The organism is Herminiimonas sp. GW821-FHT09C12, assembly GCF_059416385.1.
Genome location: NZ_JBWKPC010000001.1, coordinates 56,305 through 69,267, shown reverse-complemented (window position 1 = coordinate 69,267; position 12,963 = coordinate 56,305). Strand labels below are relative to the sequence as shown.

The 12,963-nt window shown below is 52.6% G+C and carries 11 protein-coding genes; 4 read left to right on the top strand and 7 right to left on the bottom strand.

The window, feature by feature from the left end; translation table 11 throughout:
* Positions 1-14 precede the first annotated feature (14 nt).
* Entirely contained in the window at positions 15-1,307 is a 1,293-nt protein-coding gene (locus AC07N2_RS00300; protein ID WP_494776498.1) for a M20 family metallo-hydrolase, read from the top strand.
* Positions 1,308-1,364: 57 nt separating this feature from the next.
* Positions 1,365-1,955, top strand: a complete 591-nt coding sequence (locus tag AC07N2_RS00295) for a helix-turn-helix domain-containing protein (RefSeq protein WP_494776497.1) — start codon at positions 1,365-1,367, stop codon at positions 1,953-1,955.
* A 141-nt stretch (positions 1,956-2,096) separates the two neighbouring features.
* Here AC07N2_RS00295 and AC07N2_RS00290 read toward each other — a convergent pair whose 3' ends face one another.
* On the bottom strand, positions 2,097-3,242 hold the full coding sequence (locus AC07N2_RS00290; RefSeq protein ID WP_494776496.1) for a branched-chain amino acid ABC transporter substrate-binding protein: 1,146 nt from the start codon (positions 3,240-3,242) through the stop codon (positions 2,097-2,099).
* Between the two features lie 140 nt (positions 3,243-3,382).
* Between AC07N2_RS00290 and AC07N2_RS00285 the strand changes: the two genes are divergently transcribed.
* The gene (locus AC07N2_RS00285; RefSeq protein ID WP_076592187.1) at positions 3,383-3,892 is read left to right on the top strand and encodes an Lrp/AsnC family transcriptional regulator; all 510 of its coding nucleotides are present in this window, start codon (positions 3,383-3,385) and stop codon (positions 3,890-3,892) included.
* 72 nt (positions 3,893-3,964) lie between these two features.
* On the opposite strand, the gene AC07N2_RS00280 is transcribed toward AC07N2_RS00285, so the two are convergent.
* The 6 genes from AC07N2_RS00280 to folD all read right to left on the bottom strand — a co-directional run bounded on the left by AC07N2_RS00280 (position 3,965) and on the right by folD (position 9,901).
* On the bottom strand, positions 3,965-5,278 hold the full coding sequence (locus AC07N2_RS00280) for a D-amino acid dehydrogenase (RefSeq protein WP_076592186.1): 1,314 nt from the start codon (positions 5,276-5,278) through the stop codon (positions 3,965-3,967).
* Between the two features lie 147 nt (positions 5,279-5,425).
* Positions 5,426-5,827 carry a DUF2486 family protein gene (locus AC07N2_RS00275; RefSeq protein WP_494776495.1) on the bottom strand — a complete coding sequence of 134 codons (402 nt, stop codon included), beginning with the start codon at positions 5,825-5,827 and terminating at the stop codon, positions 5,426-5,428.
* Entirely contained in the window at positions 5,824-6,249 is a 426-nt protein-coding gene (locus AC07N2_RS00270; RefSeq protein ID WP_494776494.1) for a DNA polymerase III subunit chi, read from the bottom strand. Before AC07N2_RS00270 ends, AC07N2_RS00275 begins: the two co-directional genes overlap by 4 nt.
* A 71-nt stretch (positions 6,250-6,320) precedes the next feature.
* The gene (locus AC07N2_RS00265; RefSeq protein WP_494776493.1) at positions 6,321-6,929 is read right to left on the bottom strand and encodes a DUF4124 domain-containing protein; all 609 of its coding nucleotides are present in this window, start codon (positions 6,927-6,929) and stop codon (positions 6,321-6,323) included.
* A gap of 45 nt (positions 6,930-6,974) precedes the next feature.
* Complete coding sequence (locus AC07N2_RS00260) at positions 6,975-9,050, bottom strand: M3 family metallopeptidase (protein ID WP_494776492.1); 2,076 nt, start codon at positions 9,048-9,050, stop codon at positions 6,975-6,977.
* Complete coding sequence (gene folD / locus AC07N2_RS00255; RefSeq protein ID WP_494776491.1) at positions 9,050-9,901, bottom strand: bifunctional methylenetetrahydrofolate dehydrogenase/methenyltetrahydrofolate cyclohydrolase FolD; 852 nt, start codon at positions 9,899-9,901, stop codon at positions 9,050-9,052. Before folD ends, AC07N2_RS00260 begins: the two co-directional genes overlap by 1 nt.
* A 294-nt stretch (positions 9,902-10,195) precedes the next feature.
* Between folD and aceE the strand changes: the two genes are divergently transcribed.
* Complete coding sequence (gene aceE / locus AC07N2_RS00250; protein WP_494776490.1) at positions 10,196-12,892, top strand: pyruvate dehydrogenase (acetyl-transferring), homodimeric type; 2,697 nt, start codon at positions 10,196-10,198, stop codon at positions 12,890-12,892.
* The last annotated feature ends 71 nt before the right edge of the window (positions 12,893-12,963 follow it).

The following is a 12,963-nucleotide window of genomic DNA, read 5'->3' as shown; positions in this document are numbered from 1 at the left end:
ACAGGAACATCAACATGACTCAGAATCAAACGGCTACTTCATCTACTGCTGCAGAGAGTGCACAAGATCACGTTAATAGCGCACGCCTGCAAGATGCGATTACTGCGCTGGCAGCTTTCGGCGGACGTGATGATGGTGGTGTCGCACGCGAAACATTGACGGACATTGATCTGGCATCGCGTCGTCATCTGATCGATACCGCACGCGCCTTGGGCTGCGAAGTGGAAATCGACGATTGCGCCAATCTGTTTTTCCGTCGTCCCGGCACGACAGATTTACCGCCGGTGCTGACAGGTAGTCATGCCGATACACAACCGGTAGGTGGCAAGCTGGATGGGGCGTATGGCGTGCTGGCTGGACTGGAAGTGATCGCTGCCTTGAACGATGCCGGTATTTCTACACGTCGTGCGATTGAGGTTGTCGCATGGACCAATGAAGAAGGTAGTCGCTTCGGTCCCGGCGCGATGGGCTCGAGCGCGTTTGTTGATCCATCTCGTTTGCCAGCTTATCGCGCAGTGACAGATGGCGACAACATTACATTCGGTGCAGCAGTCGACAAAGCCTTGCAACAAGCAAAGGATGTCACGCATAGAGAACTCGCGCTGCCTATCGCTTCTTGTGTGGAATTGCATATCGAGCAAGGTCCGGTATTGGAACGTGCTAATGCAGCGCTGGGCGTTGTAACCGGCATCCAAAGCGTGCGCTGGTATCGTGTGTCATGCACTGGTATGGCAGCGCATGCAGGCACTACGCCTATGGATGAGCGTAGCGATGCGATGAAGGCAGCAGTAACGATAGCCCATCAGTTGTTTGCGCATGCCGCAGCCGAAGCAGCCAGCAATTTACGCCTCACTTTGGGGCGTTGGCAGGTCGGTCCGAATTCGGTCAATACGATTCCTGGTAATGTCGATTTCACGATCGACGTGCGTTGCGTCGATGCCGAGGTGCTGGAACGGTTTGAGAAGTTTTTACAACAAATTGTTGCTGCCTATACATGGCGCGGCAACATTGCTTTTGAATGTTTCTTCTCGCGTCCGCCTACGCATTTCCCGACAGATATGCTGGAGCTGATAGAGCGCGCTTGCGTACGTGCCGGTCATTTGGCCCAGCGTGGCGATCCGCAACATTTGACTTCAGGTGCCTTCCACGATGCGATGTATCTGGCCGAACATTGCCCGACCGCGATGATTTTTGTGCCAAGCAAGGGCGGAATCAGTCACAATGCCGCCGAGGAAACCGCGCCGGAAGATTTATATTTAGGCGTGCAGGCACTTGCTTATACGGTAGTGGAGTTGGCCAACCGTTAAGTTGCATCGACGCCTGATGTTCGAGAGTGCCATTTTTAACGGGTAGAGAAAGTGAAGATGAAACGCGATTCCGCTGCAAGCATCGAATCTGTCGACAAGAAGGCGTCGGTATCCAGTCTCGGCGTGCGACTGCGTCATACACGTCTGGTGGCAGGCTTGACGCTGATACAACTGGCGAAAAAGGCGGAATGTTCCGAGAGCTTGATTTCCAAAATCGAGCGTGGTTCGGCGACACCGTCGCTGGCGATGTTGCACAGATTGGCAATGGCGCTGGATACAAATATCTCGACGCTGATGTCGGAAGAAGCAGTAGTGGTTGGCCCGATCTTGCGTGAGGGTGAGCGGCCGGTGATTAAAACGGGTGGCATCTCGATGGAACGTCTGGTGTTGCCGACGCGTGGTGGATTGCTGCAGGCCAATATCCACATCGTGGAGCCGGGTGCAGCCAGCGATGGCCAGATCGAACACACAGGTGAAGAAGTCGGCTATGTGCTGGAAGGCATGCTGGAGTTGAACCTCGGAGACGAGAGCTACAAATTGGGGCCGGGCGACGCTTTCACTTTTTCGAGTAGCGTGCCACATGGCTACAAAAATATTGGAAAAGTCGTTGCAAAAGTGTTGTGGGTCAATTCACCTGCCACGTTTTAGTTTGCTCACTGTTGATGGTTGTAGCGAGAGTAAAAAAAGCACCTTCGTGGTGCTTTTTTATCGACCGTATTACATATCAGCAGTCATAAAAAAACCGCCCGGTTTTGACCTCGGGCGGTTTGTATTGGAAGCAAGTGCAACTTACTTCACGACGGCCAGTTCTTCACGTTTGCCACCGCGGTAGGTGTATAGCGTCAGCGTACCGTCCTTGATATCACCTTTGGCATCGAAAGCGATATTGCCGGTCACGCCAGGGTAATTGATCTTGGTCAGCTCAGGCAGATACTTGGCCGAGTCCCATGATTTGGCTTTTTGCATCGCATCGACGACGGCATACGTCGCATCGTAAGCATAGGCTGCGGTGTAGATCACATCGATGCCGTAACGCTTCTTGTAAGCAGCGCGGAATTTATCCATACCTGATTTCTTGGAATCTTCCACGCCACCGGCTTCCGCGCAGTAGACATTGTTTTCACCGAGGCCGGCACCTGCGAGGCCTGGCAGTGAACCAGTACAGATGCCGTCACCGCCCATGAACTTGGCATTGATGCCAAGTTGCTTCATCTGGCGCAGCATAGGGCCACCGACTGCATCCATACCACCAAAGAAAATGATGTCAGGTTTCTTCGCCTTGATCGAAGTCAGGATCGCGTTGAAGTCAGTTGCCTTGTTGTTCGTGTACTGACTGGCGACGACGGTGCCACCAGCAGATTTGACGCCTTTGGCAAATTCTTCTGCCACGCCTTGACCATAAGCGGTACGGTCATCGATCACGGCGACATTTTTACCGCCCAGGGTTTTGACTGCATATTGACCGAGTACGCGCCCCAGTTGCGCATCATTGGCTACAACGCGGAAAGCAGTTTTGAAGCCTTGCTGCGTGTACTTTGGACTGGTGGAAGAAGGCGAGATTTGCACGATGCCCGCGTCGGCATAGATTTTGGAAGCAGGGATGGTGGCACCGGAATTCAGGTGGCCGATCACGACGGCGACATTGGCATCGACCAGTTTAGTAGCAGCAGCAGTTGCTTGTTTAGGATCGGCAGCATCGTCTTCCGGCATGTATTGCAGTTTGACCTTCTTGCCGTTGATTACCACGCCTTTGGCATTGAGTTCTTCGACTGCCAAGCGTGCACCGTTTTCATTGTCTTTGCCCATGTGCGCGTCAGTACCAGTGATCGGACCGACGTGGCCGATCTTGACGATTTGTTCCTGCGCAAACGCACTGCTGGCGAACGCTAATACGATTGCGCCAGCCAATGGAATCATTTTGGTCCTGAACTGCATATATTTTCTCCTGAGGATTGTAAAAATACAGAGTAGCTGCAACACTGGGCACGCCCGTCTTTCAAGACAATGACCTTACAACATAAGAAAATGCGACGCAAAGCGTTTTTGTGTAATTTTCGAGGTTCACACGATTTTATATGAGCAAACTTCATACCCTGGACAAAGTTGACCGCAAGTTGTTGAACTTGCTGCAAAAGGATAACCAGACGCCGACGCGCACCTTGGCGGACAAGGTGCATATCTCGCAACCGACTTGTTTGCGCCGTATTCGCGATATGCGTGATGCCGGCATTATCAGCGCGGATGTGGCGATGATAGACCCGTTTGCGCTGGGTTACGGTATGTTGGCGTTTCTGGAAGTGTCTCTGGGGAATCAATCCGATGAACACATGCAGGAATTTGAAGTGCGCATGGGCAAGGAATCGGAAGTGATGCAGTGCTACTTCGTATCAGGCGATTACGATTACTTCCTGGTGGTGCACGTGGTCGATATGGATGCGTATTATCAATTCGTCCGTCGCGCGATTTCCGGCTCCGGCAATGTGCGCCATTTTCAATCGCGCTTCCCGATGAAGCGGGCGAAGTTCGATACGCGGATTGCCTTCGACGAAAAGTCGGCCGAGGTGCAGGTACGCATCAAGAAATAAGACAGAATTTTTCAGCCTATAAAAAACGCTGCGTGTTATTCACACGCAGCGTTTTTTTATGAGCAATGCTGTTTAAGCAGGAGAGAGCGTAGTTACTATCTGCTTGGAAGGGCGATACGGCATGCCGGTGAATTTGAAATCCAGATCCGGTTGACGTCCAGAAACAATATCAGCCAAGGCACGACCAGAACCACAACCCATGGTCCAACCGAGTGTGCCGTGACCGGTATTCAAGAACAGATTGCTGAACTTGGTTTTACCGATGTAAGGCACGTTCGATGGTGTGAGCGGGCGCAAGCCAGTCCAGTAAACCGGATTCTCATAATCGCAGGCACCTGGGAACAGTTCTTTGGTACGACGCGTGATGGCTTCGCAGCGTGCGGTATTGAGCTCACGCGTATAACCATTCAATTCGCAAGTACCGGCCACGCGCAAGCGATCACCGAGGCGCGATACCACTAATTTATAGCCGTCATCCGTCAGGGATACTGTCGGTGCGGCTGCTGGGTCGGTCACCTTGTAGGTGGCCGAATAACCTTTGCCTGGATAGATCATCAGGTCTATGCCCAGCGGTCTGACCAGTTCTGCCGAGAAGCTGCCCATCGCCATCACATAAGCGTCGGCATGCAACACTTGGTGGCGACCATCTGGGCCGATGACTTCAACGCCGGTGATCTTCGCATTCGCGCCGCTGCCTTCAGTCAGTAGGCGCGTGACGGAAGTGTTGTACTGGAAGTTGACGCCAGCTTCTGCTGCTTTGGCGGCCAGACCGCTGGTGAATTTGTAGACGTCGCCCGATTCATCGGTAGCAGTAAAGTCACCGCCGACGATTTTGTCGCGGATGCTGGCCAGTGCTGGTTCGATACGGACGACTTCATCGGCGCCGATAGAGTCACGTGGGCAACCAAGGTCGCGCATCAATTTGGCGGCAGGCAGGGAATCGTCGAATTCTTTTTGATCGGTATAGAAGTGCAGGATGCCGCTGGTTAACTGATCGTAGTTGATGCCGGTTTCTGCGCGTACTGCTTGCAGAGTCTGGCGGCTGTATTCGCAGATGGCAACGATTTGGCGGATATTGTCGGCGGTGCGGCCCGGTGTGCATTCACGCAGGAAGTTGAGCGCCCATTTCCATTGCAGCCATTCAGGACGGAAGCGATACAGCAGTGGCGCATCTTCCTTGCCCAGCCATTTCAGGACTTTCATAGGTGCGGCCGGATTGGCCCAAGGCTCTGCGTGCGAGACGGAAATCTGACAGCCGTTGGCAAAGCTGGTTTCTTGCGCAGCGCCGGGTTGGCGTTCGATCACGGTAACTTCGTGCCCCGACTTGTTCAAAAACCATGCGGACGAGGTACCGATAATGCCCGAACCCAATACAATTACTTTCATCACAATCTCCAGCCATTTAGTGTTGTTCAATGGCTAAATTGTAGAAAGTTATTTGTTTTTTAGGCGTTCATAATCGAAGTGATTTTTTTCTCATAAAAACAAATGAAATCTCACTTTGTTTAAAAAACAAAGAATTTAAAGATAAATTTATTTATTTGAAAAATGAAGTTTGTCGACTTCTTGTGCCACGGCATCACTAATGGCTTCGGCCAGAGTTTGATGTAAATCTTGCTTGATTCCCTCTGCGGCTAGCTGCATTACTTGCGCGAGGCTGTCCTTGATGCGTTGTTCCAGTACCGGTTCGATACGTTCCAGCAGTTGTGTGAGCACACGCTCACTGACCTTTTGTTCCAGACGTGACCACTCCTCGTCGAGCCAGCCGTCTATCGGTTGGTGCGCTGCCGGGCTAGTGCTGGTTTCGGTTGCATGCGCATGGATGGTGTCATCTGCTTCCTTGGCTTCTTCAGCGATGTGCGTAACGCGTGGCGGTGTCTGTATGACTTCCGTCAGTACGGGAATGCCGAAATCTTGCGAGGATGAGTTACTCATGTAGGTTCAGCCACAAAATGAGTGAGCGGATAACCGCGCTGTTTATAGAAGCTGTAGCGCTCACGTCCAGCCGACTTGTCCGCATCATCGGAGGAGATAACCTCAAACATACGCTCGAAACGCGCGAAGTGCGCTGGCGAGGTGTCCGATAGATTGATCAGGATTTGTGTATGAGGCGATTCCATTGTCTGATCTGCTGTGAGCAGGATAGGCGTTTGCGCTGCCAGTGCATCACCCAGCATTACATGCGGCAGGAAGTCCTGTTCGGAAAACGTCCAGAGCGCTTCATCCAGCTCCGCCAGTTGCGCTTTATCTTGCGCCAGGATCACGATCTGGAAATTGGCATTACGTGCCTTGCGTGCCAGACGGCATGCATAAGCGATTTTGTTCGGCACGTTGCTGTGAAAGTCGATACGGGTCATGGCAAATTTTCAAAAACGAACTATCAAGAGAGTCGCAGAGCTGTACAGCACGCAGATTCGTATTACAGAATTCAGAAACGGAAGCCCGGTGGCGCATTGCCGGCAGCCGGCAGGCTGTCGCTAGGCGTTTCATGGTTTGGCACGGTGCTGGCTTTTTGCTCGAGGGCTTTTTTCGGTGCTGCTGCCTGTGGTGCTGGATTACGATAGTTGCTCGGCAGTTGGCTGCTTTCCGGATAAGACGCGGCGCTTAGCATCGTATTCCATGATTCAGTTTCAAAGCCGGATTGCTTATTGCGTCCTACCGTTAAAAACGGCAATTGCTTGTCGCCGCCAACTTGCTGCAGGCGTGCGATGTCGTCATTGTTGTTCACGGTTTTTTCCGTGTAGGGAATGCCGCGTGTATTCAACAAGCTGCGTGCGCTATCGCAAGCGCTGCAATTGGCTGTGGTGTACAGCGTGACGGGATGGGCTTTGACGGCTGCGGCTAACTCAAATGGAAAGCCGGAACCGACGGGGCCGGATGAAGAAAGATTTTTCTCTTCCACTTTTTTGATGGAAGAGGGCGGTGGCGTATCGCTGTACGACACCTTGCCATCCGGGGCTACCCATTTATAGAGCTGCGCATGCGCGTTTGCTGAAACCAGCAAGGAGAGCAAGAGCCAGGACAACCCGTTTTTCATTTCATCGTCTCCGTCGTATAACGTTTTCGCCCTTGCGAAAGTTCGTCAGGCTGCCATGCCGCTGTGACGCAGCAATGCATCGATAGTTGGTTCACGACCGCGGAAGGCCTTGAATGAATCGATCGCAGGACGCGAACCACCCATCGCCAGAATCTCACGCAAGAAACGTGCGCCGGTATCGCTGGACAAGACATTGCCGCTGGCTTTGCCTGCTTCTTCGAATGCACCGTAGGCATCAGCAGACAAGACTTCTGCCCATTTGTAGCTATAGTAACCGGCTGCATAGCCGCCAGCAAAAATATGCGAGAACGAATGCTGGAAGCGATTGAAAGGTGGCGGCGTCATGACTGAAACTTGCGCACGCACTTCATTCAAGACGTCTTGCACGGTTTTGCTGCCGTCTGGATTGTAGTCGTAATGCAGGTGCATATCGAATAAGGAGAATTCCACCTGACGCAAGGTTTGCAGGCCGGATTGGAAGTTCTTGGCGGCGATCATCTTGTCGTACAACGCACGTGGCAAGGCAGCACCGGTGTCGGCGTGTGCCGTCATGTGCTCCAGCACATCCCATTCCCAGCAGAAGTTTTCCAGGAATTGTGATGGCAGTTCGACTGCATCCCATTCCACACCGGAGATGCCGGACACGCCCAGCTCTTCAACACGCGTCAGCATGTGATGCAAGCCGTGGCCGAATTCATGGAACAGCGTGATGACTTCATCATGCGTGAACAGCGACGGTTTGGTTTGACCGTTGACGACTGCCGGTTCAGTGAAGTTGCAGGTCAGGTAGGCAATCGGTGTTTGTATGCCGTCCTTGCCTTCAGCAATGCGGCGGCGACCGCGTGCATCATCCATCCATGCACCGCCGCGTTTGCCTTGGCGTGCGTACAGATCGAGATAGAACTGACCAACCAAAGCGCCGTCTTTTTCGATACGGAAAAACTTCACGTCCGGATGCCAGACTGGTGCGTCATCGGGTTTGATCGTGACCGAGAACAAGGTTTCTACAGTGCGGAACAAACCAGCGGTGACTTTCGGTTCTGGGAAGTATTGCTTCACTTCCTGTTCGGAAAACGCATAGCGTTGTTCGCGCAGTTTTTCTGAAGCGTAGGTGACGTCCCAGGCTTCCAGTTTGTCGATGCCGAGTTCTTTTTGCGCAAAGCTGCGCAGTTCTGCCAAATCTTTTTCAGCAAACGGACGTGCGCGCTTGGCCAGATCTTGCAGGAAGCTGATGACTTGATCCGGCGTCTGCGCCATTTTTGATACCAGTGAGACTTCGGCGAAGTTCTTGTAGCCGAGCATCTTGGCTTCTTCATTACGCAGTTTCAGAATGTCGATGATGTTCTGAGTATTGTCCCATTCCGGATGACCGCCGAGCTCGGAGGCTTTGGTCGCATTGGCGCGATAAATCGTTTCGCGCAGATTACGGTTGTCGGCATATTGCAGCACAGGGAAGTAGGACGGGAAATGCAGCGTGAACTTGTAGCCTGGCTTTTCATCCTTCTCGGCTGCGGCGCGTGCAGCTTGTTTTGCATCATCCGGCAGACCAGACAGTTCTGCTTCGTCTTCTATATACAAAGCGTAATCGTTGGTGGCGTCGAGAATGTTTTCGGAAAACTTGGTCGTCAATGCAGCGTGTTTTTCCTGGATTTCAGCGAAGCGCGGTTTATCTTCTTCTGCCAGTTCGGCACCGCCCAGGCGGAAATCGCGCACGGCGTTTTCGATGATTTTTTTGCGGGCAACCGAGAAGCTGGCGTAATCAGGTCCCAGTTGCAATGCTTTGTATTTAGTGAAGAGCGTCAGGTTTTGTGCCAAGCCAGTCCAGAACTCGGTGATCTTAGGCTGGTTCTCGTTATAGGCAGCGCGCAGTTCCGGCGTATCGACGACGGAATTCAGATGACTGACGATGCCCCAAGCCCGGCTGAGTTTTTCCGTTGCGTTCTCTAACGGTTCGACAAAATTTTCCCATGTGACTTGCGCGGTCGGTGCTTCGAGTTCAGTAACGACAGTGCGGCACTGGTCAAGCAGGCTGTCGATGGCAGAGCCGATGTACTCGGGCTTGATGGCATCGAATTGTGGGAGGTCGGAAAAATCCAGCAGTGGGTTCAGGGCAATATTCATCAGTTGGTTTCTCTCTCTGCTGCTTCTATGGTGTTAACCAGAAGCATGGTGATAGTCATAGGACCGACGCCGCCGGGGACTGGAGTAATGTGGCTGGCAACTTCCTTGATATTCGGAAAGTCGACATCGCCGCACAGCTTGCCGTTGTCGTCACGATTGATGCCGACGTCGATCACGATGGCACCGGGTTTGATCATGTCTGCAGTCAGGGTGTTGCGGCGGCCGGTGGCGGCTACGACTACATCGGCCTGACGTGTGTGATAAGCAAGATCCGCGGTTCCACTATGACAGATGGTGACGGTTGAGTTAGCTTGCAAGAGCAATAATGCCATCGGTTTGCCGACGGTATTGCTGCGGCCGATGACAACAGCGTGCTTGCCAGCCAGTTTGAAACCTGTGCTTTCGATCAACTTCATGCAGCCGTAAGGTGTACAAGGGCGGAAGCCGGGCAGGCCGGTCAACAACTCGCCTGCACTTAATACTGAGTAACCATCGACGTCCTTGCGTGGGGAAATCGCTTCAATCACTTTATTCGGATCTATATGCTTGGGCAAAGGCATTTGCACCAGTATGCCGTGGATCTTCGGATCAGCGTTCAGCGCAGCGATACGCGCCAGCAGGGCCGCTTCCGTCATGTCCGCCTCATATTTCTCCATCAGCGAATACAGGCCATTGTCTTCGCAAGCCTTGACCTTGTTACGTACATACACTTGGGATGCCGGATCGGCACCGACCAGGATCACGGCCAAGCCAGGTTGCTTGCCTTTGGCAGTCAGCGCGGCAGCGCGGACGGCGACGTCTTTGCGTAGTTGTTGAGAAAGCAAATTTCCATCGATGATTTGAGCGGTCATGAGTTAAAGGTAGGTGATTGAAGGAGTAAGTCCTAGATTATAAAGGCTTATCAGGGCATGTCTGAAAGGTGCTTTTGCGGCGAGTTTACATGCTCTTAAAATGCCGTTAAAAGTTCGCAAAAATGCTGCTATGCCGCATAATTTCGCATTATGAGAAATGATATCGCCATTTGAAAATAACAAAAACTGCTGTTAAACTCAGCGCAAACTACACGACTATACGTGTTATCAGTTTTAAAAATGACGGTTCGTTCTTACAAAGAACGGCACTAAAGACAAATCAGGAGACAAATTATGTCAGCCCAGCTCGACCAGGTATTGGCGCAAGCCGCCAACGATCCCGATGTAATGGAAACGCAAGAGTGGCTCGATGCCCTCGAGGCGGTTATCGAAAACGAGGGCCCTGACCGCGCTCACTACTTGGTGGAGCGCCTGATTGATCTGGCCCGCCGTCGTGGCGCGCAAGTTCCGTTCTCCAGCACGACTGCGTATGTAAATACCATCCCTGCCGACATGGGCGTCAACTCGCCAGGCAATCAAGAATATGAAGAGCGTCTGCGTTCGTGGATGCGTTGGAATGCGATGGCGATGGTTGTCAAAGCCAACCGTGTTGATGGCGATCTGGGTGGTCATATCTCCAGTTTTGCGTCGCTCGCTAATATGCTGGGCACCGGTTTCAATCACTTCTGGCACGCACCGACCGAAGATCACGGTGGCGATCTCTTGTATATCCAGGGTCACTCGTCGCCTGGCGTCTATGCTCGCGCTTTCCTCGAAGGCCGCTTGAGCGAAGAACAATTGATCAACTTCCGTCGTGAAGTTGACGGCAAAGGTTTGTCTTCCTATCCGCATCCGAAACTGATGTCGGATTTCTGGCAATTCCCGACTGTATCGATGGGCTTGGGTCCATTGATGGCTATCTATCAGGCACGCTTCCTGAAATATCTGCACGCACGTGATCTGGCTAAAACAGATAACCGTAAAGTCTGGGTATTCTGCGGCGATGGCGAGATGGATGAAGTCGAATCGATGGGCGCTATCGGTGTAGCCGGTCGCGAACAACTCGACAATCTGGTCATGGTCGTTAACTGTAACCTGCAGCGTCTGGACGGTCCGGTGCGCGGCAACGGCAAGATCATTCAGGAACTCGAAGGCGAATTCCGTGGTGCAGGCTGGAATGTCATCAAGATTATCTGGGGCTCCAACTGGGATCCACTGCTGGCCAAAGACAAAGAAGGTATTTTGCAGCGCGTAATGATGGAAACGCTGGACGGCGAATACCAGAATTACAAAGCCAAAGATGGCGCTTATGTACGCAAGCACTTCTTCGGCAAGCATCCAAAATTGCTGGAAATGGTTTCGCGCATGTCAGACGACGACATCTGGCATTTGCTGCGCGGCGGTCACGATCCACACAAGGTATACGCTGGCTTCAAGCAAGCACAAGAGCACAAGGGGCAACCTACCGTTCTGCTGGTCAAAACCGTCAAAGGTTATGGCATGGGCAAATCGGGTGAGGCGCGTAACACTGCGCATCAAACCAAAAAACTGGACGATGAAGCAGTCCGCGAAATGCGCGATCGTTTCAATCTGCCTATCGCTGACGAACACCTGCCCGACATTCCATTCTTCAAGCCGGCTGACGATGCGCCTGAGATGAAGTACCTGCACGAACGTCGTGCGGCGCTCGGCGGTTACCTGCCACAACGTCGTCAACAGGCGGACGAGAAGTTACCGGTACCTGAACTGGCTGCATTTAAAGCGGTGCTGGATCCGACTGCAGAAGGTCGCGAAATTTCGACCACACAAGCTTACGTACGCATTATTTCCATCCTGCTGCGCGATGCAAATCTGGGTCAACGTCTGGTGCCGATTCTGGTTGATGAATCTCGTACTTTTGGTATGGAAGGCTTGTTCCGTCAGATCGGTATTTATAACCGCGAAGGCCAGTTGTACGAGCCAGTCGATAAGGATCAGGTCAGCTTCTATCGTGAAGATAAAGCCGGTCAGATTCTGCAAGAAGGTATTAACGAAGCTGGCGCGATGGCATCGTGGATTGCAGCAGCGACTTCGTACTCGACCAACAACCGCATTATGGTGCCGTTCTACACCTTCTACTCGATGTTTGGTCTGCAACGTATCGGCGATCTGGCATGGGCAGCGGGCGATATGCGTGCACGCGGCTTCCTGCTTGGCGGTACCGCTGGTCGTACTACTTTGAACGGCGAAGGCTTGCAGCATGAAGACGGTCACAGCCACATCCTAGCTTCGACCATCCCGAACTGTATTCCTTACGATCCAACCTTCGCACACGAAGTCGCAGTCATCATGCATGACGGCTTGAAGCGCATGATCGAAAACCAGGAAGATGTGTTCTATTACATCACCCTGATGAACGAGAACTACGCACAACCTGGTTTGAAACCGGGCACCGAAGCCGACATCATCAAAGGTCTGTACCTGCTGCAAGAAGGCGCGAAGAAATCGAAAAACCGCGTGCAACTGATGGGTTCCGGCACCATCCTGCGCGAAGTGATCGCCGCTGCCGATTTGTTGAAAGACGATTGGGGCGTTACTGCCGATGTCTGGTCCGCACCATCGTTCACCTTGCTGGCCCGTGACGGTCAGGACGTAGAACGCTGGAACATGCTGCACCCGACCGACAAGCCACGTCAGGCGCACATCACTTCGTCCTTGCAAGGCACCGCCGGTCCTATCGTGGTGGCGACCGATTACATGCGTACTTTTGCAGAACAAGTACGTGCGTTCGTACCGAAAGATCGTACCTACAAAGTACTGGGCACTGATGGCTTTGGTCGTTCGGACAGCCGCGCAAAATTGCGTGAGTTCTTCGAGGTCAACCGTTACTTCGTCACGATCGCGGCACTCAAGGCATTGGCAGACGACGGTGCGATTGCATCTTCCGTAGTTGCAGAAGCAATTGCGAAGTACGGCATCAATCCAGAAAAAGTCAATCCGGTTACGCTGTAATCTACATACAAAAATCCTTCCTCATCACTGAGGCGACGGGGATGCAAATGGACATCACCATTTGCTTCCCC

Coding starts and splice junctions, on each gene's coding strand:
- folD (WP_494776491.1), bottom strand. CDS start 9,901: ATGACCGCTCAAATCATCGATGGAAATTTGCTTTCTCAACAACTACGC.
- aceE (WP_494776490.1), top strand. CDS start 10,196: ATGTCAGCCCAGCTCGACCAGGTATTGGCGCAAGCCGCCAACGATCCC.
- AC07N2_RS00275 (WP_494776495.1), bottom strand. CDS start 5,827: ATGAGTAACTCATCCTCGCAAGATTTCGGCATTCCCGTACTGACGGAA.
- AC07N2_RS00260 (WP_494776492.1), bottom strand. CDS start 9,050: ATGAATATTGCCCTGAACCCACTGCTGGATTTTTCCGACCTCCCACAA.
- AC07N2_RS00300 (WP_494776498.1), top strand. CDS start 15: ATGACTCAGAATCAAACGGCTACTTCATCTACTGCTGCAGAGAGTGCA.
- AC07N2_RS00285 (WP_076592187.1), top strand. CDS start 3,383: ATGAGCAAACTTCATACCCTGGACAAAGTTGACCGCAAGTTGTTGAAC.
- AC07N2_RS00270 (WP_494776494.1), bottom strand. CDS start 6,249: ATGACCCGTATCGACTTTCACAGCAACGTGCCGAACAAAATCGCTTAT.
- AC07N2_RS00265 (WP_494776493.1), bottom strand. CDS start 6,929: ATGAAAAACGGGTTGTCCTGGCTCTTGCTCTCCTTGCTGGTTTCAGCA.
- AC07N2_RS00295 (WP_494776497.1), top strand. CDS start 1,365: ATGAAACGCGATTCCGCTGCAAGCATCGAATCTGTCGACAAGAAGGCG.
- AC07N2_RS00290 (WP_494776496.1), bottom strand. CDS start 3,242: ATGCAGTTCAGGACCAAAATGATTCCATTGGCTGGCGCAATCGTATTA.
- AC07N2_RS00280 (WP_076592186.1), bottom strand. CDS start 5,278: ATGAAAGTAATTGTATTGGGTTCGGGCATTATCGGTACCTCGTCCGCA.